General features: G+C 64.5%; 24 protein-coding genes. 15 read left to right on the top strand and 9 right to left on the bottom strand.

All coding sequences use genetic code 11. The features are described 5' to 3' along the window. Window positions 1-116: 116 nt before the first annotated feature. Genes ACFFF7_RS06560 through ACFFF7_RS06575 form a run of 4 tightly spaced genes read left to right on the top strand, consistent with a single transcriptional unit; the run spans window position 117 to window position 5,114 of the window. A complete protein-coding gene (locus tag ACFFF7_RS06560) occupies window positions 117-2,105 on the top strand; it encodes an alpha-glucosidase (protein ID WP_512700620.1) in 1,989 nt (662 codons plus the stop codon). Next, a complete protein-coding gene (locus tag ACFFF7_RS06565) occupies window positions 2,102-3,115 on the top strand; it encodes a LacI family DNA-binding transcriptional regulator (RefSeq protein WP_379480577.1) in 1,014 nt (337 codons plus the stop codon). Before ACFFF7_RS06560 ends, ACFFF7_RS06565 begins: the two co-directional genes overlap by 4 nt. Then, window positions 3,112-4,026 (top strand): aldo/keto reductase, encoded by a 915-nt coding sequence (locus tag ACFFF7_RS06570; RefSeq protein WP_379480578.1) that lies wholly within the window; start codon window positions 3,112-3,114, stop codon window positions 4,024-4,026. The genes ACFFF7_RS06565 and ACFFF7_RS06570 overlap by 4 nt, the downstream gene beginning before the upstream one ends. Before the next feature lie 2 nt (window positions 4,027-4,028). Then, on the top strand, window positions 4,029-5,114 hold the full coding sequence (locus ACFFF7_RS06575; protein ID WP_379480579.1) for an LLM class flavin-dependent oxidoreductase: 1,086 nt from the start codon (window positions 4,029-4,031) through the stop codon (window positions 5,112-5,114). On the opposite strand, the gene ACFFF7_RS06580 is transcribed toward ACFFF7_RS06575, so the two are convergent. After that, window positions 5,111-5,557 (bottom strand): DUF2141 domain-containing protein, encoded by a 447-nt coding sequence (locus ACFFF7_RS06580; RefSeq protein ID WP_379480580.1) that lies wholly within the window; start codon window positions 5,555-5,557, stop codon window positions 5,111-5,113. The two genes, ACFFF7_RS06575 and ACFFF7_RS06580, sit on opposite strands and share 4 nt — an antisense overlap. 123 nt (window positions 5,558-5,680) lie before the next feature. Here ACFFF7_RS06580 and crtY point away from each other — a divergent pair, with 123 nt between their 5' ends. Together crtY and ACFFF7_RS06590 are read left to right on the top strand one after the other, a co-directional pair. Continuing rightward, a complete protein-coding gene (gene crtY, locus ACFFF7_RS06585) occupies window positions 5,681-6,829 on the top strand; it encodes a lycopene beta-cyclase CrtY (protein ID WP_379480581.1) in 1,149 nt (382 codons plus the stop codon). After that, complete coding sequence (locus ACFFF7_RS06590; RefSeq protein ID WP_379480582.1) at window positions 6,826-7,755, top strand: phytoene/squalene synthase family protein; 930 nt, start codon at window positions 6,826-6,828, stop codon at window positions 7,753-7,755. The genes crtY and ACFFF7_RS06590 overlap by 4 nt, the downstream gene beginning before the upstream one ends. Here ACFFF7_RS06590 and ACFFF7_RS06595 read toward each other — a convergent pair. From ACFFF7_RS06595 to ACFFF7_RS06605, 3 genes are all read right to left on the bottom strand, one after another. Continuing rightward, window positions 7,746-8,249 (bottom strand): sterol desaturase family protein, encoded by a 504-nt coding sequence (locus tag ACFFF7_RS06595; protein WP_379480583.1) that lies wholly within the window; start codon window positions 8,247-8,249, stop codon window positions 7,746-7,748. The two genes, ACFFF7_RS06590 and ACFFF7_RS06595, sit on opposite strands and share 10 nt — an antisense overlap. An 8-nt stretch (window positions 8,250-8,257) precedes the next feature. Then, window positions 8,258-9,730: a phytoene desaturase gene (locus ACFFF7_RS06600; protein ID WP_379480584.1), complete on the bottom strand. Its 1,473-nt coding sequence runs from the start codon at window positions 9,728-9,730 to the stop codon at window positions 8,258-8,260. A gap of 67 nt (window positions 9,731-9,797) precedes the next feature. Beyond that, window positions 9,798-10,376, bottom strand: coding sequence for a PAS domain-containing protein (locus ACFFF7_RS06605; RefSeq protein ID WP_379480585.1), 579 nt, complete (start codon window positions 10,374-10,376; stop codon window positions 9,798-9,800). A 141-nt stretch (window positions 10,377-10,517) separates the two neighbouring features. Here ACFFF7_RS06605 and folE point away from each other — a divergent pair, with 141 nt between their 5' ends. The 4 genes from folE to ACFFF7_RS06625 are packed head-to-tail and all read left to right on the top strand — an operon-like array spanning window position 10,518 to window position 13,662. After that, window positions 10,518-11,132, top strand: a complete 615-nt coding sequence (gene folE, locus ACFFF7_RS06610) for a GTP cyclohydrolase I FolE (protein WP_379480586.1) — start codon at window positions 10,518-10,520, stop codon at window positions 11,130-11,132. A 19-nt stretch (window positions 11,133-11,151) separates the two neighbouring features. Further along, window positions 11,152-12,111: an NAD(P)/FAD-dependent oxidoreductase gene (locus ACFFF7_RS06615; RefSeq protein ID WP_379480587.1), complete on the top strand. Its 960-nt coding sequence runs from the start codon at window positions 11,152-11,154 to the stop codon at window positions 12,109-12,111. After that, complete coding sequence (locus ACFFF7_RS06620; protein ID WP_379480588.1) at window positions 12,108-12,830, top strand: SDR family NAD(P)-dependent oxidoreductase; 723 nt, start codon at window positions 12,108-12,110, stop codon at window positions 12,828-12,830. The genes ACFFF7_RS06615 and ACFFF7_RS06620 overlap by 4 nt, the downstream gene beginning before the upstream one ends. A gap of 52 nt (window positions 12,831-12,882) precedes the next feature. Next, on the top strand, window positions 12,883-13,662 hold the full coding sequence (locus ACFFF7_RS06625; protein ID WP_379480589.1) for a tyrosine-protein phosphatase: 780 nt from the start codon (window positions 12,883-12,885) through the stop codon (window positions 13,660-13,662). Here the strand turns inward: ACFFF7_RS06625 and ACFFF7_RS06630 are convergent. After that, on the bottom strand, window positions 13,659-14,528 hold the full coding sequence (locus ACFFF7_RS06630; protein WP_379480590.1) for an alpha/beta fold hydrolase: 870 nt from the start codon (window positions 14,526-14,528) through the stop codon (window positions 13,659-13,661). The two genes, ACFFF7_RS06625 and ACFFF7_RS06630, sit on opposite strands and share 4 nt — an antisense overlap. Window positions 14,529-14,643: 115 nt before the next feature. On the opposite strand from ACFFF7_RS06630, the gene trxB reads away from it, so the two are divergent. Next, complete coding sequence (gene trxB / locus ACFFF7_RS06635) at window positions 14,644-15,609, top strand: thioredoxin-disulfide reductase (protein WP_379480934.1); 966 nt, start codon at window positions 14,644-14,646, stop codon at window positions 15,607-15,609. On the opposite strand, the gene ACFFF7_RS06640 is transcribed toward trxB, so the two are convergent. From ACFFF7_RS06640 to ACFFF7_RS06655, 4 genes are read right to left on the bottom strand one after another with little or no spacing between them, the layout of a single operon-like run. Next, the gene (locus ACFFF7_RS06640) at window positions 15,603-16,409 is read right to left on the bottom strand and encodes a hydrolase 1, exosortase A system-associated (protein ID WP_379480591.1); all 807 of its coding nucleotides are present in this window, start codon (window positions 16,407-16,409) and stop codon (window positions 15,603-15,605) included. The two genes, trxB and ACFFF7_RS06640, sit on opposite strands and share 7 nt — an antisense overlap. Further along, complete coding sequence (locus ACFFF7_RS06645; protein WP_379480592.1) at window positions 16,406-17,086, bottom strand: alpha/beta hydrolase family protein; 681 nt, start codon at window positions 17,084-17,086, stop codon at window positions 16,406-16,408. The genes ACFFF7_RS06640 and ACFFF7_RS06645 overlap by 4 nt, the downstream gene beginning before the upstream one ends. Further along, the gene (locus ACFFF7_RS06650) at window positions 17,083-17,346 is read right to left on the bottom strand and encodes an acyl carrier protein (protein ID WP_379480593.1); all 264 of its coding nucleotides are present in this window, start codon (window positions 17,344-17,346) and stop codon (window positions 17,083-17,085) included. The genes ACFFF7_RS06645 and ACFFF7_RS06650 overlap by 4 nt, the downstream gene beginning before the upstream one ends. 31 nt (window positions 17,347-17,377) lie before the next feature. Further along, a complete protein-coding gene (locus ACFFF7_RS06655) occupies window positions 17,378-18,376 on the bottom strand; it encodes a GNAT family N-acetyltransferase (protein WP_379480594.1) in 999 nt (332 codons plus the stop codon). A gap of 34 nt (window positions 18,377-18,410) precedes the next feature. Between ACFFF7_RS06655 and ACFFF7_RS06660 the strand changes: the two genes are divergently transcribed. The 4 genes from ACFFF7_RS06660 to ACFFF7_RS06675 all read left to right on the top strand — a co-directional run bounded on the left by ACFFF7_RS06660 (window position 18,411) and on the right by ACFFF7_RS06675 (window position 23,521). Next, on the top strand, window positions 18,411-19,928 hold the full coding sequence (locus ACFFF7_RS06660; RefSeq protein ID WP_379480595.1) for an acyl-CoA ligase (AMP-forming), exosortase A system-associated: 1,518 nt from the start codon (window positions 18,411-18,413) through the stop codon (window positions 19,926-19,928). Next, window positions 19,925-21,151 (top strand): pyridoxal-dependent decarboxylase, exosortase A system-associated, encoded by a 1,227-nt coding sequence (locus ACFFF7_RS06665; protein WP_379480596.1) that lies wholly within the window; start codon window positions 19,925-19,927, stop codon window positions 21,149-21,151. Before ACFFF7_RS06660 ends, ACFFF7_RS06665 begins: the two co-directional genes overlap by 4 nt. A gap of 185 nt (window positions 21,152-21,336) precedes the next feature. Beyond that, window positions 21,337-21,981, top strand: coding sequence for an XrtA/PEP-CTERM system exopolysaccharide export protein (locus ACFFF7_RS06670; RefSeq protein ID WP_379480597.1), 645 nt, complete (start codon window positions 21,337-21,339; stop codon window positions 21,979-21,981). A gap of 22 nt (window positions 21,982-22,003) precedes the next feature. Next, a complete protein-coding gene (locus tag ACFFF7_RS06675; RefSeq protein ID WP_379480598.1) occupies window positions 22,004-23,521 on the top strand; it encodes an XrtA system polysaccharide chain length determinant in 1,518 nt (505 codons plus the stop codon). Window positions 23,522-23,525: the final 4 nt, after the last annotated feature.

Raw genomic sequence — 23,525 nt, forward strand, 5'->3', positions numbered from 1 at the left:
GTGCTGCTTGCAATGCTGCTGCGCGCTCGATATGTCAAGCGGTGTCATATGCGGCAAGGCGCGGCAAACGCGTGCCGCGGTCGGGTGATATGGAGAGGTGCAGGGTGGAAATCCGAGTGGCCGAACGTCGGGATGGATTCGACCTGCTGATGGCGGGCCGGACGATCCTGTCGCACCGCGCCGATCGGCCCGCCCTGGCCATGGCCCTCGGCAATGCTGCTGTCGAAATGTACCGCGGCAACTTTCGCATCGAAGACAATCCTGCCGACCTGGTGACGCCGCCGGATTTCGTGATCGAAGGCGATTCGGTTACCTTGAGCGACGCTGCCGGGCTTGCCGCGCGGCTGACCTTGGCGGATGCCGCGATCACGGTCGAATTGCTCCGCCCCGGCTACGATCGCTTGCACCTGTTCTTCCATGCCGAGCCGGGCGAAACGGTCTGGGGCGGGGGCGAACAGATGAGCTATCTGGCGCTCAATGACCGCAGTTTCCCGATGTGGACCAGCGAACCGGGGGTAGGCCGCGACAAGTCGACCGAACTGACCCGGGCGATGGACGAATCGGGGATGGCCGGGGGCGATTACTGGAACACCAACTACCCCCAGCCGACTTTCCTGACCTCGCGCTGGCTGGCGGTTCATTGCGGCAGCACTGCCTACAGCGTGCTCGATTTCACCGATCCGGCGCGCCACCGGGTCGAAGTCTGGGCGGCGCAAGCCCAGTTCGAGATCTTCGCCGCGGACAGTCCGGCGGCGCTGGTCGGCGATCTGTCGGCCCGCTTCGGCCGCCAGCCGCCGCTGCCCGACTGGGCGATCGGCGGGGCGATCCTGGGCCTGAAAGACGGCGCGCGCAGTTTCGAGCGACTCGACGCGTTCCTCAAGGCCGGCACCGCGGTTGCCGGGCTGTGGTGCGAGGACTGGGCCGGAATCCGCGAAACCAGCTTTGGCCGCCGCCTGTTCTGGGACTGGCGTCGTGACCGGCAACGCTATCCTGATTTGCCCGAGCGGATTGCCGCGCTGCAGGCCCGCGGGATCCGCTTCCTGGGTTACGCCAATCCCTATCTTGCGGTCGATGGCATCCTGTTTGAAGAAGCGAGGGCAGAGGGCCACTTCTGTCTGCGCCAAGACAGCGACGAGCCTTACCTCGTCGACTTCGGCGAGTTCGACTGCGGCGTGATCGATCTGACCCGCGTGGAGACGCGGGACTGGTTTGCCGAAAAGGTGCTGGGCCGCGAAATGCTCGACATCGGCATGAGCGGCTGGATGGCCGACTTCGGCGAGTATCTCCCGACCGACGTCCGCCTGGCCGACGGCTCCAATCCGATGGAAGCGCACAACCGCTGGCCAGTGCTGTGGGGTGAAGTCAACGCGCAGGCCGTCGAATCGCGCGGGCGCACCGGCGATGCGGTGTTCTTCATGCGCGCGGGATTTTCCGGGGTTCAGGCACATTGCCCGCTGCTGTGGGCGGGGGACCAGTCGGTCGATTTCACCCGCCACGACGGGATCGGCACAGTGATCACCGCGGCACTTTCGGCGGGTCTTGTCGGCAACGCCTATAGCCATTCGGACTGCGGCGGCTACACTTCGATGCTTGGCAATGTGCGGACCGAAGAGCTGATGATACGCTGGTGCGAGCTGGCCGCCTTCGCCCCGGTCATGCGCAGCCACGAAGGCAATCGTCCCGACGAAAACCTACAATACGACAGCACGCCGGAGCTGCTGAACTGCTTCGCCCGGTGGAGCCGGGTCCATGCGCACCTTGCGCCCTATGTGCGGCACCTGTGCGACGAGGCGCAGGCCAGCGGGTTGCCGGCGCAGCGACCGCTGTTCCTGCACTATCCCGACGAACCGGCGCTGTTCGCAGTGCAAGACCAGTTCCTTTACGGCGCCGATCTGCTGGTTGCGCCGGTGATCGCGGCCGGTGCAGTGTCGCGCAACGTCGTGCTGCCGGGCATCGCGCCGTGGCAGGATTGCTGGACCGGCGAACTTGTGCCACCCGGCGTGCACACGGTGGCCGCGCCGATCGGCAGGCCGCCGGTATACTATCGCCCGGACAGTGGCTTTGCTGCGCTGTTTGCCGGTCTGGCAGAGGTGGCAAAGGCATGAACGAACGCGCCAATATCCGCGATGTCGCGGCCCACGCCGGGGTTGCGGTCAAAACCGTCAGCCGCGTTCTCAACGGCCACCCCTATGTCAGCGCCGATACCAAGGCGCGGGTCGAGGAAGCGATGCGCACGCTCGATTTCCGCCCGAGCGTTGCGGCGCGGATCCTGTCGGGGGCGAAGAGCAACCAGGTCGCGCTGATCTATGACAACCACAGCCCCTATTACATGTCGCAAATCCAGAAGGGCTGCTGGGAGGCCTGCAAGGAAAAGGGCATCCGCCTGCTTGCCCAGCCGGTCGACGTCGCCGATCCGCAAGTCGGCGAACAGGTCCGCGGCCTGGTCACGGAAACCCATGTCGATGGAATCATCCTGTCATCGCCGGTCACCGATTGCGATCCGGTGCTGCGCGCGCTGGAAGCGATGGACATCCCCTTCGTTCGCATTTCGCCGGGGACCAATCATGCGCTGACCAGTTCGGTTTTCATGGACGATGCTCAGGCGGCGGACGACATGACCACCTACCTGATCAACCGCGGCCACCGCCGGATCGGTTTCATCAAGGGCCATCCCAACCACATGGCGTCAGACGAACGGCTGTTCGGCTATCGCCGCGCGCTCGACCGGGCGGGGATTTCGTTCGAGCCGAGCCTGGTCTGCGACGGCGAATTCGATTTCGATTCGGGGGTCAGGGCAGGCGCCTTCCTGCTCGACAGCGATGCCCCGCCGACCGCGATCTTCGCCTCCAATGATGACATGGCCGCCGGCGTGCTCGCCCTGGCCCATGACCGCGGGGTCCACGTGCCGGACCAGATCTCGGTGGTCGGCTTCGACGATACCACGCTGGCGCGCACCGTTTGGCCGCCGCTGACCACGATCCACCAGCCGATGGTCGAACTGGCCCGGACAGCGACCGAAATTCTTACCGCAGGGGGCGACATCACCCACTGCCGATTGCCCCATACCTTCGTCGAGCGTGCTTCCGTCGCGCCACCAGCCAGGAAAAACCCATGAGCGAACTGCCTCTTCCGCCCGCGACCCGCACCCTTGGTGCCAGCGACATAAATATAAGCCCGATTGCTTGGGGCATGTGGCGACTGGCCGAGGACGGCCGCACCGCCGCTGAGGCCGCCAATCTGGTCCATGCTGCACTCGACGCCGGGATCACCCTGCTCGACACCGCCGACATCTATGGCTTCGATGGGAAGAGCGGGTTCGGCGAAGCCGAGGCGCTACTGGGTCAGGTTCTGGCGGCCGAGCCTGCCTTGCGCAGCCGCATTGTTCTGGCGACCAAGGGCGGGATCCTCCCGCCGCTGCCCTATGATCAAAGCGCCGACTATTTGCGCGCGGCGATCGAGGCTTCGCTGCGCCGCCTGCAGGTCGAGCAGATCGATCTGTGGCAGATCCACCGCCCGGACATTCTGGCGCACCCGCAAGAGACGGCCCGCGTGCTCGACGATGCCGTTGCAGCGGGCAAGGTCCGCGCGCTGGGCGTGTCGAACTTCACCATGGCGCAGATCGCCGCGCTCGACCGGTTCCTCGGGCACAAGCTGGTCAGCACCCAGCCGGAAATCAGCCCGCTGCGGATCGACTGCTTTGAAAACGGCGAGCTCGATCAGGCGATGATGCTGGGGCTGACCCCGCTGGCCTGGTCGCCGCTGGGCGGGGGCCGGCTGGCCGATCCCAAAAGCGCTCGCGATCTGGCCGTCGCTGCAGCGCTCGATGTGGTGGCGGCCGCGCACGGCGTGTCGCGCACGGTGGCGGCCTATGCCTGGCTGATGGCCCATCCGGCCGGAATCGTGCCGATCATCGGTTCGCAGCAGGCCATCCGGATCGCCGAAGGTGCGGCCGCGCTCAAGGTCCGCTGGACCCGCACGGATTGGTATGCGGTGCTGGTCGCCGCGCGTGGTGAAAGGTTGCCCTGATCATGACCCAGCAATGCGAAGTGGCCTGGTTTTCAGCCCTGTGCGACGATGACTACGAGTTTCTTGGGGTTCCCGACCCCTATCTCCAGTCGAGCTGGGAGCATTGCCGCAGCCTGGTGATGCGCGCCGAAGAGGGCGGGTTCGACAACATCCTGCTGCCCTCGGGCTACAGTCTGGGCCTCGATACCACCGCCTTTGCCGCGGCGGTGGCGACCCAGGTGCGGCGGATCAAGCTGCTGTGGGCGACCCGCATGGGCGAGGACTGGCCGCCGCAGCTGGCGCGGCGGATCGCCACGCTCGACCGCATCCTTGGCCCCAACGCGGCGGGGACCGGCGGGCGGCTGAACGTCAATATCATTTCGTCCGACATGCCGGGCGAGAAGATCGAGAGCGCCCCGCGCTATGCCCGCGCGACCGAGATCATGAAGATCGTGCGTACGCTGCTCGATGGGCAGTCGCTCGATTTCCAAGGCGAGTTCTACAACCTCAAGCTCGATCCGCCGCGGATCGCGACGCTGTCGGGCAAGTGCCCGGCTTTCTATTTCGGCGGGCTGAGCCACGACGCGCGCGAATGCGCGGCCGAGGCCTGCGACGTCTACCTGATGTGGCCCGACACGATGGACAAGGTGCGCGAGACGATCGGCGACATGAAGGCCCGCGCCGCTGCCAAGGGCCGCAGCCTGAAGTTCGGCTACCGCGTCCACGTGATCGTGCGCGAGACCGAGGACGAGGCGCGGCTCTATGCCGACCGGCTGCTCTCGAAACTGGACGAGGACGCGGGCAAGGCGATCCGCGAAAAGTCGCTCGACGCCAAGAATTACGGCGTGCAGCGTCAGCAGGAACTGCGCGGCGCGGCGGATGGCGATGGCTTTGTCGAAGAAAATCTGTGGACCGGTATCGGGCGGGCACGTTCCGGTTGCGGCGCGGCGATCGTCGGCACACCTGATCAGGTCCTGGCCAAGCTGCGCGCCTATCAGGCCGAAGGGATCGAGGGCTTCATCCTGTCAGGCTATCCGCACATGCAGGAAGCCGACATGTTCGCCCGCTATGTCCTGCCGCACATCGAGCACGGTCCGCTAGAGCTTTAGAGGAGATAGCGCAGTTTGATCGCCGTGGCCGAATTGCTGGTAATGGTGATTTCGGTCTCGTCGAACCTGGGCGCGCGCGGCTTGAACGCGGGGTTCCGCGAAAAGCCATAGCCTTCCTTGGGGATGCCGACGAAGGTATCGAGCTTGCCGTTGTCGTTGGCGTCATGGAATGCGCTTACCGCATAGGTCCCGGCGGGCAGGCCATCCAGCACGGCATGCGCAGTGCCGTTGACAATCTTGAGTGAGGCGGTCCGGGCTACTGAAGCCTTGCACTCGGGAAAGCCCGCCTGGGGCGGACACACTGCGATGCGGATAACGCCCTTGTCCGATTTGATCCCGCTGACCGTAATCTGCAGCGCGTTGCTGCCCAGCGGCGTTGCCATGCTCGATCCCGATGCGGCGCCGATGGCCACAACAGCAGCCGTTATCAGTTTGAAACGCACTAAACCCCCGCTTTCAAAAACATCATGAGCGCCGCGCCTTTTCGTATCCAAGGCCGATCCCTCTTGCCGAAATATCCTTAATGAGACTGTAACGGCGCGCCGGGCTGGGCTATGCGCAAGACGATGGCAGACGACAAGCCCCTGGTGATCATTGGTGGGGGACTTGCCGGCTCGCTCGCCGCGCTGTGCCTGGCGCAGCGGCAGCCCGACATGCCCTTGCTGCTTCTCGAAGCGGGCGAGACCTTTGGCGGCAATCACACCTGGTCGTTTTTCGACAGCGACGTTCCGTCGGCAACGCGGGATATTGTGGAGTCGCTCGAACCGGTCCGCTGGGCCCGGCACCGGGTGCGGTTTCCGCTGCGCGAACGCATGTTCGAAAGTGCCTACAACGCAATCGGCGCGCCCGCGCTGGATCGCCTGGTACGGACGCGCCTCCCCGCAGGCTCCTGGCGGCTCGATACTGCTGTCGCGACCATCGCGCCGGATCATGTCGTGCTGCGCTCTGGCGAGCGGATCGCGGCACGCGGCGTGATCGATGCGCGCGGACCGGACGGTCCCATGCCGGGGCTTGAGCTGGGCTGGCAGAAGTTCGTCGGGATCGAATTTGCAGCACAAGCGCCTGAGCCAGACTGTGCCACGGTGATGGACGCGACCATTCCGCAATGCGACGGCTATCGCTTCGTCTATGTGCTGCCCATGGCGGCCGACCGTGTGCTGGTGGAAGACACCTATTACAGCAGCAGTGCGACGCTGGATGTCGATGCGATATCGAACCGGGTGCGTGTGCTCGGTGCGGAGCGTGGTCTGAGCGGGCCCGAAATGCGCCAGGAAAGCGGCGTACTGCCGATTCTTATCGGCGGCGATCCGGACAGGTTCTGGCCCGAGTCGGACCCGATCCCTCGGCTTGGCCTGCGTGCCGGAGTGTTTCATGCCACGACCGGCTATTCCTTCGGCCTGGCCCTGCAGACCGCCGCCGCTCTGGCTGAGCGCAACGGCGCCTTCGACAGCGCCAGCCTGGCCAGCTGGACGCGCGACCGTTTCACGCAGCACTGGCGGCAGATGCGCTTTTTCCGCGTGCTCAACCGCATGCTGTTCCACGCCGCAGCGCCCGACGAGCGGTACAAGGTGTTCGAGCATTTCTACCGGCTGCCGATCGATCTGGTTCTGCGATTCTATGCCGGTACGCCGACGCTGAGCGATCGGATGCGGATCCTTTCGGGGCGGCCGCCAGTGCCGATCGGGGCAGCCGTGGCCAGCCTGCTGCGCGGATGACCGACCGGACTGCTCTGGTTGCGGCGGCGCGCGACACGATCGCCAAAGGCTCGCAAAGTTTCGCCGCGGCCAGCCGGCTGTTCGCGCCCGCAATGCGCGAACGGGCCTGGTTGCTGTACAGCTGGTGCCGCGCCGCCGATGACATGACCGACGGGCAGGAACTGGGTCATGGCGCCACGATCGATTCTTCCTCAACGGCTGTGCAAGGCCGGCTTGAGGCTTTGACCTGGGCCGCCTTTGACGGCGATGAGGCGGTGCCGTTGCCATTTGCCGCGCTGCGTCAGGTTGTCCGCGAAACCGCGATGCCGCGCGGCTTCATTGCCGATCATCTGGCCGGATTTGCCCTGGATGCGGCGGATTGGCGGCCGCGCGACCAGGACGATTTGCTGCGCTATTGCTACCATGTAGCCGGCAGCGTTGGCTGCATGATGGCGGTGGTCATGGGCGTGTCGCCCAACGACGAAGAGACGCTGGACCGCGCCTGCGATCTTGGCCTGGCATTCCAGCTTGCCAATATCGCGCGGGATATCGTGCCCGATGCCCTGGTCGGACGGTGCTACTTGCCTTCGCACTGGCTGGCCTTGCACGGCCTGCGCGAGGATGCCCTGGCCGATCCCGCCAACCGTCTGGCGGTCGCGGCAATGGCAGGTCGTCTGGTCAGTCTGGCCCGGCCTTACCGGCGATCGGCACGGGTCGGCGCGGCGCGACTGCCGTTCCGCGCGCGCCTGGCAGTGCTTTCGGCCGACGGAATCTATGGGGCGATTGGCAAACAGGTCGCCGAACTGGGTGGCCAGGCCTGGGATCAGCGTGTTCGGGTGAGCGGCGCAGGCAAGCTTGGACATGTCTGCCTTGCCGTTATCCGCGGCTTGCGCCGGCCGGCAGACGTGTCACGCGCCGGGCTCTGGACCCGGCCGGGTCAATCCTGAACCGAGGGCGCGCGCAGAACCGCATCCTTCGATTCGCGCAGCTGCGCATTGAGGACGTCGATTGGCGGCGCCCAAAGGAAGCCGAAACTGACCGTGCCATGCTTGCTTTCAACCACGTGGTGCAGCCGGTGCGCCTGGACAATACGCTTGAAGTAAGCGCTTTTCGGAACGATCCGGTGGGGCAGGCGGCGATGGACGATCCAGTCGTGGAAGCCGAAGTAGATCGCACCGTAACCGGCAATGCCCGCGCCAACGGCGGCCGTCGCATCGCCCCAGCCGCCGCGGATGCCCAGCCATAACAAAGCGATCGAGGGCAGGGCGAAAATCACGCCATAGAGGTCGTTCAGTTCGAACAGGCCATGACGAACCCGGTGGTGACTTTCATGCAGGAACCAGCCCGGTCCGTGCATCACCCAGCGGTGCATGACATAGGCGAACAGTTCCATCGCCGCGACGGTGGCCAGGAAAATCAGGGCGAGTTCGACCCAGTGCATGCGGACCTCTAGACAATCAGGCTGGCGGTCGCCTTGGCGCTGCCGACCACGCCGGGAATCCCTGCACCAGGATGGGTGCCGGCGCCAACAAAATAGAGGTTGGGGAAATGATCGTCGCGGTTGTGCCCGCGGAACCAGGCGCTTTGCGTCAGCACCGGTTCAAGGCTGAAGGCGCTGCCCAGGTGTGCACCAAGATCGTCGGAAAAGTCCTGCGGCGTATAGTGGAAGCAGGTATCCATCCGGTCGTCCAGGTCGGGGATCAGCAGATCGCGGATGCGGCCCAGCACGATGTCACGATAACGCGGCCCTTCGACTGCCCAGTCGACCGGGGCGGTGCCCATGTGGGGGACGGGGGCGAGGGCATAGAAGGCCGACTTGCCTGCCGGGGCCATGTCCGGATCGGTAATGCTGGGGTGATGAAGATAAAGCGACGGATCGTTGGCCAGCGTTCCGCTCTTGTAAATGTCGTTGAGCAATGGCCCATAACGGTCCGAAAACAGGATGGAATGATGGGCAATCTCGGGAAAGGATCCGTGCAGTCCGAAGTGCACGACGAACAGGCTGGGTGAGAAGCGCTTGCGGCGCAGGCTGCGCACCTTGCCAGCGGCATAGGGCGAGCCTTCGATCAGGCCATAGGTGTGGACCAGATCGCCATTGCTGACGACCATGTTGGCGGACAGAGTCTTGCCGGCTTCGGTAACAACACCGGTCACGCGTTTGTCGTGATGCGTTACGCGGGCAACCTTTTCGCCCAGCAGAAGGGTCCCGCCAAGGCGCTCGAACAACGCCACCATGCCATTGACCAGCGCGTTGGTGCCGCCCTTGGCAAACCACACCCCGCCCAGCTTTTCCAGCTGATGGATCAGCGCATAGATGCTGCTGGTGTTCATCGGATTGCCGCCGACCAGCAGGCAGTGGAACGACAGCGCCTGGCGCAGCTTGTCGTTGCGGACGAAGCTTGAGACCATCGAATAGACCGAGCGCCAGGCTTGGTACTTGGCCAGCGCGGGGGCGGCCTTGAGCATCGATGTGAAGTCGAGGAATGGGACTGCGCCCAGCTTGATGTAGCCTTCCTGATAGACACCTTTCGAGTATTCCAGGAACCGCTTGTAGCCCGCGACGTCGGCCGGATCGAGCTTGGCGATCTCGGCATCGAGCTGGGCATCGTCATTCGAATAGTCGAACCGCGTTCCGTCGTTCCACAGCAGGCGATAGAACGGATGCACCGGCAGCAGAGTTACATCATCGGCCATGCGGTTGCCCGACAAGGTCCACAGTTCCTCAAGACAGGCAGGATCGGTAATGACCGTGGGTCCCGCATCGAAGGTATAGCCGTCCTGCTTCCAGACATAGGCGCGCCCGCCGGGCCGGTCGCGGGCTTCGACGATGGTTGTGGCGATTCCGGCGCTTTGCAGGCGGATGGCCAGCGCCAGTCCTCCGAAGCCCGAGCCGATGACGATCGCAGACGATTTGGCATTCATGTTGCGGCACCTAGGGTTCGCGCGGATTGGAACAACCTGTCCCTAGGGACGGAAGTGCGACGGGCAATCAGTAGCCCGCCTCGATCGCGATGCGGATCGCTTCGGCCACGGTGCGTACCCCCAACGTCTTCAGCAAGGCAGCGCGGTGCATCTTTACCGTCCGCTCCGTCAGACCAAGATCATAGGCGATCTGCTTGTTCAGCCGCCCCTTGGCCAGTCCTTCAAGGATCTGGTGCTGGCGCGTGGTCAGCGTAGCGATCTTCTCACGCGCCCGGTCGTGGCGATTGGCACCATCATCATCGATCGCCATTTGCGAGCCGAGGAAATAGGTCAATTCCCCGTCATCGTCGAACAGCGGGGCGATCATCACCGCGTTGCGGAACGCGGTGCCATCCTTGCGGTAATTGATCAGCTCGACCATCACCGCGCGCCGCTGGGCCACGGCATCGCGGAGCATGGCAGTCTGTGCAGGCTCGGTTCGCTCGCCGCGCAGAAAGCGGCAATTGCGGCCGACAATCTCGTCGCGGGAATAGCCGGTCAGCTGCATGAAGGCGCTGTTGCAGGCGATGATCGGATTGTCCGGAAGGCGTGGGTCGCTGACCACCGCGGCAACGTGGCTATGATCGATCAGGTCTTCCGGTGTCATTCTAACTGCAGCCTTAATGGTACTACCCGTATGGCCATATCGCAGACTGCTGCGTGAAAGCATAGACGCAAGAAGTCGGCTGCCAACTTGCTTCCTCCTCCCATTGGCAGCCGGCCAACCTTCCAGAGAGAGACCACGTCCATGAATGCGATCCACGGCGATTTTCAGTCCGATCACGATGCCGGAAAGTTGCCGGTGCCGAATGCGGTTCAGGACGCCGTGCGCACATTGCTGCGTTGGGCTGGCGACGATCCCGATCGCGAAGGCTTGCTTGATACGCCGGCACGAGTCGGGCGGGCGTGGAAGGAATACTGTTCGGGCTACGACGAAGATCCCGCACTGCATTTGCAGCGGACCTTCGAAGAGGTTGCTGGATACGACGAGGTCGTGCTGCTGCGCGACATTCCGTTCCATTCGCATTGCGAGCATCACCTGGCCCCGATCGTCGGAACGGCGTCGATCGCCTACCTTCCGACCGATCGGGTCGTCGGCATTTCAAAGCTGGCACGCGTGCTTCACGGCTTTGCCCATCGCCTGCAGATCCAGGAACGACTGACCGCCCAGATCGCCCAGTGCATCTGGGAGAATCTGCACCCCTTGGGCGTCGCCGTGGTGATCAAGGCGCAGCATGGCTGCATGACCGGTCGCGGGGTTCGTACCCACGGGGTCGACATGATCACCAGCAAGGTACTCGGCTGCTTTCGTGACGATCCCAGCAGCCGCAAGGAAGTGCTGTCATTGATGGGCCATGGCTGAACCGAACGGGGCCAAGTCCATGAAAGTCGGAATTGTCGGCGCCGGGATTTCGGGCCTGGCCTGCGCCAGTCGCCTTGCCGAAAAGGGCATTGGCGTTGCGCTTTACGACAAGGGCAAGCGTCCGGGAGGGCGGTTGTCGACGTTGCAGTTGGATGGTCGGACCTGGGACTTTGGCGCGCAGTTCATCGAACAGGGGCAAGGGGCATTTGCGCTGCAGATCGCCAATTGGCGCCAGGCAGGCGTGATCGAACCATGGCCTGCGGGACCGCCCGGGGCCTTGGTCGGGGTGCCCACAATGGCACGTCTCGTAACAGAGATGGCGGCGCACCACGACGTTCGCTTTGCGACGCAGGTCACCAGGCTTACCAGAACTGGAGGGGGTTGGCAGCTTGGTGGTCCGGGGCTGGATGACGGCCCATTCGATGCGCTTGTGCTGGCAATTCCCGCCGAGCAGGCCGCGCCGCTCCTGTCCCTCCACGACCTGTCGATGGCGCGTGAGGCTGCAGCAATCCGGTCACGGGCGTGCTGGACGGTGATGGCTGCCTTTTCTGAACGCGTTTCTGCGCCCGATGTGGTGGCTGATAGTCCGCCGTTGGCCCTGGCGGCGCGCGACAGCTCGAAGCCCGGCCGCGCTGACAGCGAATGCTGGGTGATCCAGGCCGATGCAGCCTGGACGGCCGCGCATCTTGAGCGGGATGCGGGCTGGGTCGCCGAAGCGCTGCTTGAAGCCTTTGCCGATCAATGTGCGGCGCCCCTGCCGCCGCATACCTTTCTGAAGGCCCACCGCTGGCGCTTTGCGGCGCCGCATGGCCATGCCGCCCGCCCACTCTGGAATGCGCAGTTGCGCCTTGGTGCCTGCGGTGACTGGTGCGCCGCGCCCGATGTCGGCGGGGCCTGGAACGCGGGCACGGAACTTGTCGAACGGATGATCGGCAACTGGGCCGGCGTAGAAGCGGCAGAGGCTGTGCTGGCAAAGTGACCGGGACGGGGGCCGCGATCGTCTTCGGTGCGACCGGCGCGATCGGCAGGGCAGTGACTGCGCGGCTGCTTGAAGAGCGCACATTCGCGCGCGTATTTGCAGCATCGCGCAGCGGCACGACCGACCTCGCAGGCGCAGTTCCGCTGTGGTTTGATCTGGCCGACGAGGCTTCGATCGCCGCTGCGTTGCGCAAGATCGAGCTGCCGCTGCACCATGTCTTCGTGGCGACGGGCATGCTGCACAACGATGCCTGCGGGGTAGCGCCTGAGAAGAGCTGGCGCGGCATCGACGCGCAGGCAATGGCAGATGTGTTCGTGGTAAATGCAATTGGCCCGGCCCTGCTCGCCAAGCATTGTTTGCCCCTGTTTCCGCGCGACCGCCGCGCGGTCTTCGCGGCCTTGTCGGCGCGGGTCGGATCGATCGGTGACAATCGCCTGGGCGGGTGGCATTCCTACCGGGCAAGCAAAGCCGCGCTCAACATGCTGATGCGCAATTTCGCCATCGAACTGGCGCGCAGTCACCCGCTGGCGCTGGCAGTCGCGCTGCATCCGGGGACCGTCGACAGCGGATTGTCCGCGCCGTTTCAGCGCGGCGTTGCGCCCGATAAGCTTTTCTCGCCAGATCAATCGGCTGGATACCTGCTGGACGTGCTGGGCAGATTGAGCCCAGGTGACAGTGGCGGGCTGTTTGCATGGGACGGTACCCGACTGACTTTCTGATCCGATCATCGGATCGCTTGCGCGGGCGCACGCAAACTGCCAACGCGCCCCAATGAACGATCTCCGTGTCCTGCCGCTCGAAGCCGTAAACAACTTTCGCGACTATGGCGGTTACGTCGGGGCGGACGGTCGGCGTGTAAAGACCGGCCTACTGTGGCGCTCGGCCCAGCATGGTGAGGCCAGCGACGCCGATCTCGACACGATCCATGCCCTTGGCATCACCCGGGTGATTGATCTGCGCGGTCCGAGCGAGCGTGACGCCAGCCCGTGCCGCCGTCACCCGGAATTCAATGCCGAAGTGCGGTTTCATCCTGAAGAAACCGCAGGCCTGGCGCTCCATACCGAAGCCGCTGACGGCGCGTTTACCCTGGCAGACGCGCGCGCGGCGATGCTGCGGCTCTATGAAGGTATCGGTTACCGCGAAAACCTGGTGCCGATGCTGAAGGTCTACTTCGAGCTGCTCGGCCGCTCTGCCGAGCCCAGCCTGGTGCACTGCGTTGCGGGCAAGGATCGGACCGGATTTGCCGTTGCCATGCTGCAATCGGCATTGGGCGTGCATCACGACGACATCGTCGGCGATTACCTTGCCACGAATTCCGCCAGCCGGCTGGATGAGCGAATCGCCTCAGGCGCTTTCCGCGATATGCCGCGCTATGCCGCTTTCGATGCGGATACGGTGCGCGCGCTGTGGGGGGTTGAACCGGCCTATCTCGACAAGTCCTTCGCCGCTATCGCCGACCGTTCGGGAAGTGTTGAAACCTATCTGGAACGGGTGCTCGGCATCGATGCTGCGAAACGCGATAGTCTGCGTTCGCTGTACCTCGAAAGCTAAAGGAACGCCCGCACTTCGCGCATGAAGCGATCGAACTGGTCGTGGTGCAACCAGTGCCCGGCGTTCTCGAATTCGATCACGCGGTAATCCTGGAATGACATCGCCCTTCCGTCCGTCTCGGGGTTCGAGGCCCAGCTGTCGGCACCGTAAAGGAACAGTATCGGGCAGGTGATCGCGCTCCACAGTTCGGCGGTGCGCTCTTCCGGCGTGTCCTCGAACGGCCAGACGTTGAGATAGGGATCGAACTTCCAGCTCCACGTGCCATCCTCGTTGCGGCTGGCGCCGTGGATGGTCAGGTGGCGGGCCTGCTCGTCGGTCAGGAAGCCGTTCTCTTCCTTCATGCGGGCATAGGCTGCCTCGATCGTTGGGTAGCGCCGCGGAATCCGGCCCGAGGCAGCGCGGCGATCATCGATCCATTTGCGAAAGCGGTTGGCATAACCCGCCGCCTCACGCTCGGCGCGCACCTTGGGCGAGGGTCCAAGCCCTTCGATATTGACCAGCTTGCGGACCTTTTCCGGATAGAGCCCGGTGAACCGCGTCGCGACATTGCCGCCCAGAGAGTGGCTGATGATCGTCACCTGGTCGTGGCCCAGGGTGTGGACCAGCTGGGCGAAGTCATAGACGAAGGCGTTGATGTCATAATTGCCGTCGGGGGCCCAAGCGCTGTCACCATGGCCGCGCAGGTCGGGCGCGATGACGTGCCAGTCGCGCGCCAGCTCTTCCGCCACCCAGTCCCAGCTGCGCGAATGGTCGCGCCCGCCGTGCTGGAGGATCAGCGGCGGCTTATCGGGGCTGCCCCAGTCGACATAGTGGAGCCGCAGCCGCTGCGAGATGAAGCTGTTCGAGGTCGGTCCGTACACGTTCATGGCGCAGGGCTTTGCGATGAAGCGGCCTCCGCGTCAACTTGTGGGGAACGCGCAGGCGCGATTTGCGCATCGTGCGGTGGCTTCCTACATGCGGAGCAAAGCAGTTCGGGACATCATCATGACCACGCATACCACCAAGATGCTCATCATCGGCTCGGGCCCGGCAGGGCTATCCGCCGCGATCTATGGCGCGCGCGCCGGGCTGGAGCCGATCGTGGTCCAGGGGCTGCAACCCGGCGGACAGTTGACCATCACCACCGATGTCGAGAACTACCCCGGCTTCCGCGATGTCATCCAGGGGCCGTGGCTGATGCAGGAAATGCAGGCCCAGGCCGAACACGTCGGCACGCGGATGCTGTGGGACACCATCGTGCGGGTCGATCTGTCGGGCCCGCCGTTCCGCGCCTATGGCGATGGCGGCGATGTCTATGAAGGCGAAACCCTGGTGATCGCGACCGGTGCTCAGGCCAAGTGGTTGGGCGTGCCGGGTGAGCAGGAGCTGTCGGGCAAGGGCGTTTCGGCCTGCGCCACTTGCGACGGCTTCTTCTATCGCGGCAAGAAGGTGGTGGTGATCGGCGGCGGCAACACCGCGGTCGAGGAGGCGCTGTACCTGACCAACCATTCGCAGGACGTCACCCTGATCCACCGGCGCGACAGCCTGCGTGCGGAAAAGATCCTGCAGGACCGGCTGTTCGCCCACCCCAATATCAAGGTGCTGTGGAACAAGGCTGTCGATCACTTCGTCGGCGGCGAGGGCGGGCTGAGCGGGGTCGCGCTGACCGACACGGTGACCGGCGAAAGCTCGGTTGAGCCGACCCAAGGCGCCTTCGTGGCGATCGGCCATGCTCCGGCGACAGAGCTGTTCAAGGGCCAGCTACCGGTCGATGACGGCGGCTATCTGATTGTCGAGCCGGGCACGCCCAAAACGGCGATCTCCGGCGTGTTTGCGTGCGGCGATGTCATGGATCACACCTATCGCCAGGCGGTGACGGCTGCCGGCACCGGTTGCATGGCGGCCCTTGACGCCGAGCGGTTCGTCGCGCTGCGGCATCATGAAGCGGCGCAGTCCGCGGCCTACTGAGCCCGGAGCGCTGCCAGAATCTGTTGCTCCAGCCAGGTCCGCGCCTGCGGCTCGACAAAGCTGTGGCTCGCCTCAGGGCAGTGCTGCAACCGCGGATCTGCCTTGTCCCAATGATCGAGAAAGGCCTGCGCGGTGCGGTCACGCTCGGCGATCAGGATTGTCACCTGTCCTGAAAAAGCGGCCAGGCCCGCCGCGATCTTCTGAGCCAGGGCAGTGGGCGGGGCGGGCGGCGCGGATGCACCCTTCAGGCTGTCGGCAAGCGCGCCGACCCGGACCTTGCCACTAAGCAGGCGAAGCCAGGCCCGGGGATCCATGATCCGGCGCAGATAATGCGCGCGCAGCCGCTGCGGAGTCATTTCGGGCCTTGTCTCGGCGTGTGGCTTGACCGGTGCCGGCGTTGCCTCGAACGTCCATGGATTGGCCAGCACCAGCGCGTCGCAACCTTCCCCACCAGCCAGCATCAGCGCACTTGCCCCGTCGCAATTGCCGCAGGCAACGACGCGCTGCAGCGACGGAACCTGCGCCTTGAATGCCCGCAACGCTGCGGCGATATCGGGTGCGGAGGCCTCGAAACCGGCGTTTTCGCCCTCGCTGTCGCCCACGCCGCGGCGATCGAAGCGCATGACCGGGAAGCCCGCGGCGGCAATTCGCTCTGCCAGCATGGCCTGACTGCCCCAGGGACCGCTGCGCACCTCGTTGCCGCCGCTGACGATCAGCAGGCCTGTTGCTGAGGAAGCATGATCAAGCGTCCCGACGAGCATGGCGCCGCGGCAATTGAAGTTGAAGTGCCGCCGGGTCATGCCGCCACACCCATGACGATCGCCGCGGCCAAAGCGTCTGCCTGGGCTGGATCGTGATCCGGTTCGGCGCGCAGCCATAATGGGCCAGGTCCGATCATGTCCTGTTCGATGAGCGCAAGGCCCGGACGCGGTGCCGGCACAAGTGCCTGAAGCTGTCGCAGCATTTCCGCCGATAGACTGTATCCGGCAAGTTCGAGCCCGGTTTCCAGGCCTTCGGTGAGCAGTCCGTCGACGCTCTTCTCCTGGCCCATCTCGCGCGCGGTGATTACTCGGGCGCGAAGCAGCGTCTTGAGCAGGCTGGCACCCTTGACTGGCGCATAGTGCCAGCCCCCCAGCCCAGGCGGCAGGATCAGTCCGCCGCCGCGGATCGCCAGCACGTGCGTCGCGGCAAAATGCCGGGCCGCAGCGTGCATGGCGGTCGCCCAGTCCTCTGGCTCAAGCAGGGCCAGATTTAAGCGGCTTTCGTTGCACCCCGGAAGATCAGGCAGCAGGCAGTCCAGACCGGCGCCATCGAGCCGCCGCATGACCTCGACGGTAAAGCGGCGCAGCTTGCTTGCTTCGTCAAGCAACGCCGGCACGACCAGAATGCGCACCTTGCGCCCCCGGTCGAAAGCAAGGGCATACTCGTCGGCGTCCCCGCCGCCAGACAGGGGGCATGGGTAAGTGCGCGGATTCACGCGGCCTCGCGCTTCGCTTTCACGAAGGCCAGCAGCGAGCCATAGGTTTCCATCAGCTCACCATCGATCTCGTCCTCGTCGATGACGATGTCGAAGCGATCTTCCAGTTCGGTCAGCAGGCCGGCAACCGCCATCGAATCGAGCTCGGGCAAGTGACCGAACAGACCGGTATCGGCATCGAACGCGGCAACCTGATCGGCATCGAGGCCAAGGACGTCGGACAGGACACGGCGAAGCTTTTGATCAATCGAAACGGTCATTGCGATCCCATTTTGTCTTGGTCTGGGCGCATTACCCGCGGCCGGTCGCGGCGCGCAAGGCATTGCGCACAATGATCGGCCAATTGCCCGGCCAGCGCGGCCGCAACATGTCCAGCCGGTAGCGCGGGCGAACCTGCTCCATCCAGTCCCGCTTGTAGGCATCGTCGCCGGTCCCGAAGTCGATCAAGGCAACCCGGTCGCGGTCGATCACTTCGGCAAACAGGGCAGCGGACAGGGTGGTGCCGGGGGACAGCGCCTTGGCATCTTCGCGATGAGCCAGCTTGTGGATGAAGGCAGTGCCGCTTTCGACTGTCCACAATTGCGCCGCGACCGGTTTGCCAGCGACCCGGGCAACTGCCATGCGCAGCCGACCAGTGGCACCTTCCTCTTCGGCGAACCGCCGCAGGAATGTCGGCGACCCTTCCTCTGGCTTCCAGCTTGCGGCGTATATATCTTCATATGCTTCATAGGCTTGAAGATCAAAGCTACGATATAGACTTACTTCGACTTTGCTGCCCTTGCGCTTCAACGTCGTGCGCAGCGGTCCAGGACGCGCCGCCAAATATTCGGCATAACTGCGGCCGCCGACTTTGAGCATATGGTTGATATCGCTGACCGATTGCCAGACCGACCAGCCTGTGCTGCGGAATGCCGCGGCAAGCTCGGCAGCGTCGCTCTCCGACAGCTTTTCCAGGATAATGCGCGGTGCCTGACCGGCGAGGTCTTCGGCCAGGGCGCGCAGCAGTGCCGGCCGGTTGGCATCCGCTGTGGCCAGAGGCGTCAGCCGGAAATTGTACCAGTTGCCCAGGGCAATGATGGTGCGCGCCCGGCGCATCAATGGCAGCACCAGTCGCTGCGTGCCGTCTGTGGCAACGGCGATCAGAGGCAGGATATCGCAGTTCTTCACCAGATTGCGCCACCAGTCGATGCGATCGAACGGCGCGGCTGCGGCGGGCGCGGAAAGCAGGGCGGCCAGCACGGGGTCGCCTTGCACTTCGTTAAGATCATCGTGATAGTTAACCACGACCACGCCGCTTTCCCCCTTCTGGAGCCCCGAAACCCTGGTGCCTGCCTTGCCGTCTTCGCCGATCCGGACACTGGACCAACTTGCACTGCGGGGCCGCGATGGCGATCCGGCACTGGTTCTGCGCGACAGCACGCTTAGCTTCAAGGACTTAAGGGATCGTGTCGCGACCCTGGCGGGCTGGCTTGCCAGTCTGGATCTGGCAGCAGGCGCGCGCGTTGCCACCTGGGCGGCCAAGGGCGAACTGACCAGCCTGATGCCGTTGGCCGCGGCCCGCGCCGGGCTGGTCCACGTGCCGATCAACCCGCTGCTGAAGCGCACGCAGGTCGCGCATATTCTGGCCGACAGCGGCACTGCGTTGCTGATCGCCAGCAAGGCGCGGCTTGCCAGTCTTGAACCGGGCGACTTGCCTGAGCGCTGCGATGCGTTCGAGGAAAGTGCAGCAATTGCGGGTCATGCCGCGCCAATCGACCAGTCCGAAGCCGAGCCGGAAGATCTGGCGGCGATCCTCTACACCTCCGGATCGACCGGCAGGCCCAAAGGCGTCATGCTGACGCACGCCAACATGTGGCTCGGCGCAGTAAGCGTCGCCGAATATCTGGGCCTTGGCCGCGATGACCGGGCACTGGCTGTGCTGCCGCTGTCGTTCGATTACGGACAGAGCCAGCTGCTGTCGCACTGGTACGCGGGGGGCAGCGCCGTTCCGCTCGACTATTTGACGCCGCGCGACGTGATCAAGGCGATCGCCCGGCACGGTGTGACGACATTGGCTGCTGTGCCGCCGCTGTGGGTGCAACTGGTCGAACTGAATTGGCCGGATGAAGCGATCCGTCCGCTCCGGCGCCTTACCAACAGTGGCGGTGCGTTGACGCTGGATCTGGTTCGTGCGCTGCGCAGCCGTTTCCCGCAGGCGCGCCTGTTCCCGATGTACGGGCTGACCGAGGCCTTTCGCTCGACATATCTCGATCCGGATCTGGTCGATGCCTTTCCGACCTCGATGGGCAAGGCCATCCCGCACGCCGAGGTTCTGGTCGTGGCGGACGACGGGACAATCGCCGCCGACGACACCGAGGGAGAGCTTGTCCATTGCGGTCCGCTGGTCGCCCAAGGCTATTGGAAGGACCCGGAACGCACGGCCGAGCGCTTTCGTCCCGCACCGGCGTCGTCGCGCTATGGGGGAATGGCGGTCTGGTCCGGCGACCGGGTGCGTCGCGCTCCCGATGGCCTGCTTTACTTTGTCGGGCGCCGCGATGCGATGATCAAAAGCGCGGGAAATCGGATCAGTCCGCAAGAGATCGAGGAAGCCGTGTTGGCCACCGGCCTTGTATCCGAGGCCGTTGCGCTGGGTGTCAAGGACGAGCGGCTTGGTCAGGCGGTGCACTTGATCGTGCGGGTCAAGGCAGATAGTTCACAGGCGATGAAAGACTTGCCGCGTATCCTGATGCAGGAATTACCCAATTTCATGCAGCCGCGGCAGATTCACTGGCGCCAGGCGTTGCCGCTATCAGCCAATGGCAAGATCGACCGGGTCGCCTTGGCCGAAGAACTGGCCGCATGAAGCCGCTTGGTCCGATCCCCTCCGGCTACGCGCTGATTGACGGCGAACTCGCCGTGGATGGGCGTAAGGCCAGCGCGCTGGTGGCCGAAGCGGGATCGACTCCGCTGTTCGTCTATTCAGCGCAGCATATCTGCCGCCGGGTGGCCGAATTGCGCGAGGCAATTCCGTCACGTCTCGCTTTGCACTATGCAGTCAAGGCCAACCCGTTCCGGCCGGTCTTGCAGCTGATGGACGGGCTGGTCGACGGGTTCGACATTGCATCCGGGGGGGAGCTCGCCCAGGTGCAGGCCGCGGGACTGGCTGCGGACAGGGTCAGTTTCGCCGGTCCCGGCAAGCGCGAAATTGAGCTTGAAGCTGCCATCCTGGCCGGCGTCACGCTAAACCTGGAATCCGCGGGCGAGGCGGACCGGGCCATGGCGATCGCCGATCGACTGGGCGTGACCCCGCGACTGGCGATACGCGTCAATCCGGACTTCGACCTGAAGGGATCCGGCATGAAAATGGGCGGCGGGGCCAAGCCTTTCGGGGTTGATGCCGATCGTGTGCCCGAACTGGCCAGGCGAATCATCGCGTCCGGGGCCGAGTGGCGCGGGTTTCATATCTTTGCGGGCAGTCAGTCGCTGGACAGCGATGCAGTTAGTGAAACCCAGCGACAAGCGCTGCATCTCGCCGCGCGTCTGGCCGCGGAAAGCGGCGTTGCCCTGCCGCATTGCAATCTGGGCGGCGGGTTGGGGATTCCCTATTTCGCTGGCGACAAGCCGGTCGATCTCAGGGCGATAGGCGCAAAGCTGGCGGAGCAATTCGCGCAACTGCCCGATGCCCTTACGAATACGAGATTTTGCCTTGAGATGGGGCGCTATCTGGTTGGTGAAGCGGGAGTTTATTTGACCAGAGTCGTCGACAGGAAAGAGAGCCACGGCGAGGTTTTCCTGGTAGTCGACGGCGGTCTCCACCATCAGCTCGCCGCATCTGGCAATTTCGGCACCGTGGTGCGTCGCAACTATCCCGTCGCCATCGCTTCGCGCTTCGATGCTCCTGTCGAGGAAGAGGCGAGCGTCGTGGGCTGCCTGTGCACACCGCTTGATCGTCTGGCCGAGAAGGGCGGTTTTCCGCGCGCCGACGTTGGTGATCTGATCGCCGTCTTTTGCGCCGGAGCCTATGGCGCGAGCGCCAGTCCGGCGCAGTTTCTCGGACACGGGCCGGCCGCCGAGATGTTGGTTTAGCGCCGGTCCGCGCGGCCGATTCAGTTTGGGACTGCTGGAATAATTCCCTCCGCAAACCCGCTAGTTGGCTTCAAGGCTAACGCAATATTCACCCTTTTTGCCGATAGCCGGACGCGAACGACCGGAATGACAAGCGGGGTGGGCATCCCAGCGCGGCGATCCGGTGCGTGAAAAGGACATGCCCGATGCCGATCGACCGAGTTACCCGACTTCTTGCTGGCAGTGCCGTGATCAGCCTGGTGCTGTCCGGCTGTGCTGCGGGTAGCAGTGGCCCGCAGTTGCCGCCGGCGTCGTTCGTTGCGATGCAGGAAGGCCCGGGTGAGGAATATGTCATCGGTCCGCTCGACGAGCTGACGATCTTCGTTTGGCGCAATCCGGAACTGGGCGCCAAGGTCCAGGTTCGCCCGGACGGACGCATCACCACGCCGCTGATCACCGACATGCCAGCCGTGGGCAAGACGCCCAAGATGCTGGCCGACGACATCACCCTGCAGCTGTCGCAGTACATCCAGGATCCGCTGGTCTCGGTGATCGTCAACAAGTTCGCGGGCACCTTCAGCCAGCAGGTTCGCGTCGTCGGCGCGACCGAAAAGCCGGCGTCGCTGCCCTACCGCGCCAACATGACCCTGCTCGACGCGATGATCGCGGTCGGCGGACTGAGCGAATATGCCTCGGGCAACCGCGCCAAGCTGATCCGCTTCGACAAGGAATCGGGCAAGCAGAAGGAATTCGCCGTGCGGCTGGGCGATCTGCTCAAGAAGGGCGATAGCTCGGCCAACGTCATGCTGATGCCTGGCGATGTGATCATCATCCCCGAAAGCGCGTTCTGAACGCGGGGCTGGGGGGCACACGATGAATTCGATCTTCGACGAAGCGCGCGCCGCAGTATTCAGCGTCTGGCACCGCCGGTGGCTGGCGCTGGCGGTGGCCTGGGGCATCTGCATGGTGGGCTGGCTGCTCGTCGCGATGATTCCCAACAATTACGAATCGCGTGCACGGATTTTCGTGCAGCTGGATGACGTGCTGGCCGATGTCACCGGCGTGCCGTCCGACGGCAAGCGCGATATCGATCGCGTACGCCAGACCCTGACCAGCGCGGTAAACCTTGAAAAGGTCATCCGGGGCACCAGCCTGGGCAATGATATAACCACGCCCAAGGCGATGGAGAACACCATCCTGAGCCTGGCCAAGACCGTGAAGGTCGAAAGCCAGCAGGAAAACCTGTTCGAGATCACCGCCCGCTATGGCGACGGCGTCCATTCCGATGCCGAGAACGCCAAACTGGCGCAGGACATCGTCCAGAAGATGATCGACATCTTCCGCGAGGAGAACCTGGCCGGCAACCGCGGCGAAATGACGACCTCGCTCGACTTCATGAACCAGCAGCTGGCGGTTCGTCAGAAGGAGCTGGAAACGGCCGAGCAGAAGCGTCTCGCCTTCGAAGCGCAGAATCCCGATGCCGCCGGTGGTGGCCTGTCGGTGCTGCAGAAGCTCGAAGCGAGCCGGGCCGAACTGCGCGGAATCGATGCCGATCTGGCCGCGGCGCAAAGCGCACTGGCGGCGATCAACGGTCAACTTGCCGGGACGCCCAAAACGCTGCCCGGAATGGCATCGACGGGCGGAGCCAAGGGCGCTTATGCCCAGGCCCAGGCCGACCTCAATGCCATGCGCGCTCGGGGACTGACCGAGAACCACCCGGACGTGATCGCTGCGAAAAATCAGGTCAACGCCCTGCGTGCTGCCGCGTCAAGCGAGGGCGGGCCAAGCGGCACGCCGAATCCGGCTTACAGCTCGCTCGAATCGATCCGCGCCGATCGCCAGGCCACCGTGATGGGCCTGACCGCCCGCCGCGCCGCAGTGCAGGGCGATGTGTCGCGCATCACCTCGCAGCAGATCACCAATCCACAGGTTGTGGCCGAGCAGCAGCGGATCAACCGCGATTACGACGTGCTCAAGCAGCAATACGACAAGCTGCTGCAGGACCGTGAAGAGCTGCGCCTGCGTGGGCAGGTCCAGACCGAGCACAGTGCTGTGAAGTTCCAGGTCATCGATCCGCCGACCACGCCGCGCGGTCCGGTCTGGCCGAACCGTCCGCTGATGTTGCTCGCGGTGCTGTTCGCAGGGATCGGCGGCGGTGTGGCCGCAGCCTTTGCCATGGGCCAGCTGCGTTCGACCTTTGCCACCACGGCCAAGCTTGAGCGCGCGCTGGGTCTGCCGGTTCTGGGTGCGATTACCACGACGCTGACCGATGGCGGGCGCGATCTGCGCCGCAAGCGGGGCAAGCTTTTCTATGCCGCCAGCGGGGCCTTGGCCGTGGTCTTCGCCTTGCTGTTGACCGCCGAATATATCCAGCGCGGGCTGGTGGCGTGAGGGA

Origin of the sequence: Novosphingobium aquiterrae, from assembly GCF_042434435.1 — a bacterium.
In the GTDB taxonomy this organism is placed as follows: Bacteria; Pseudomonadota; Alphaproteobacteria; order Sphingomonadales; family Sphingomonadaceae; genus Novosphingobium; species Novosphingobium aquiterrae.

Coding starts and splice junctions, on each gene's coding strand:
- ACFFF7_RS06625 (WP_379480589.1), top strand. CDS start 12,883: ATGAACGATCTCCGTGTCCTGCCGCTCGAAGCCGTAAACAACTTTCGC.
- ACFFF7_RS06615 (WP_379480587.1), top strand. CDS start 11,152: ATGAAAGTCGGAATTGTCGGCGCCGGGATTTCGGGCCTGGCCTGCGCC.
- ACFFF7_RS06670 (WP_379480597.1), top strand. CDS start 21,337: ATGCCGATCGACCGAGTTACCCGACTTCTTGCTGGCAGTGCCGTGATC.
- ACFFF7_RS06565 (WP_379480577.1), top strand. CDS start 2,102: ATGAACGAACGCGCCAATATCCGCGATGTCGCGGCCCACGCCGGGGTT.
- ACFFF7_RS06630 (WP_379480590.1), bottom strand. CDS start 14,528: ATGAACGTGTACGGACCGACCTCGAACAGCTTCATCTCGCAGCGGCTG.
- ACFFF7_RS06675 (WP_379480598.1), top strand. CDS start 22,004: ATGAATTCGATCTTCGACGAAGCGCGCGCCGCAGTATTCAGCGTCTGG.
- ACFFF7_RS06665 (WP_379480596.1), top strand. CDS start 19,925: ATGAAGCCGCTTGGTCCGATCCCCTCCGGCTACGCGCTGATTGACGGC.
- ACFFF7_RS06570 (WP_379480578.1), top strand. CDS start 3,112: ATGAGCGAACTGCCTCTTCCGCCCGCGACCCGCACCCTTGGTGCCAGC.
- ACFFF7_RS06575 (WP_379480579.1), top strand. CDS start 4,029: ATGACCCAGCAATGCGAAGTGGCCTGGTTTTCAGCCCTGTGCGACGAT.
- ACFFF7_RS06640 (WP_379480591.1), bottom strand. CDS start 16,409: ATGACCCGGCGGCACTTCAACTTCAATTGCCGCGGCGCCATGCTCGTC.
- ACFFF7_RS06600 (WP_379480584.1), bottom strand. CDS start 9,730: ATGAATGCCAAATCGTCTGCGATCGTCATCGGCTCGGGCTTCGGAGGA.
- folE (WP_379480586.1), top strand. CDS start 10,518: ATGAATGCGATCCACGGCGATTTTCAGTCCGATCACGATGCCGGAAAG.
- ACFFF7_RS06590 (WP_379480582.1), top strand. CDS start 6,826: ATGACCGACCGGACTGCTCTGGTTGCGGCGGCGCGCGACACGATCGCC.
- crtY (WP_379480581.1), top strand. CDS start 5,681: ATGGCAGACGACAAGCCCCTGGTGATCATTGGTGGGGGACTTGCCGGC.
- ACFFF7_RS06650 (WP_379480593.1), bottom strand. CDS start 17,346: ATGACCGTTTCGATTGATCAAAAGCTTCGCCGTGTCCTGTCCGACGTC.
- ACFFF7_RS06605 (WP_379480585.1), bottom strand. CDS start 10,376: ATGACACCGGAAGACCTGATCGATCATAGCCACGTTGCCGCGGTGGTC.
- ACFFF7_RS06595 (WP_379480583.1), bottom strand. CDS start 8,249: ATGCACTGGGTCGAACTCGCCCTGATTTTCCTGGCCACCGTCGCGGCG.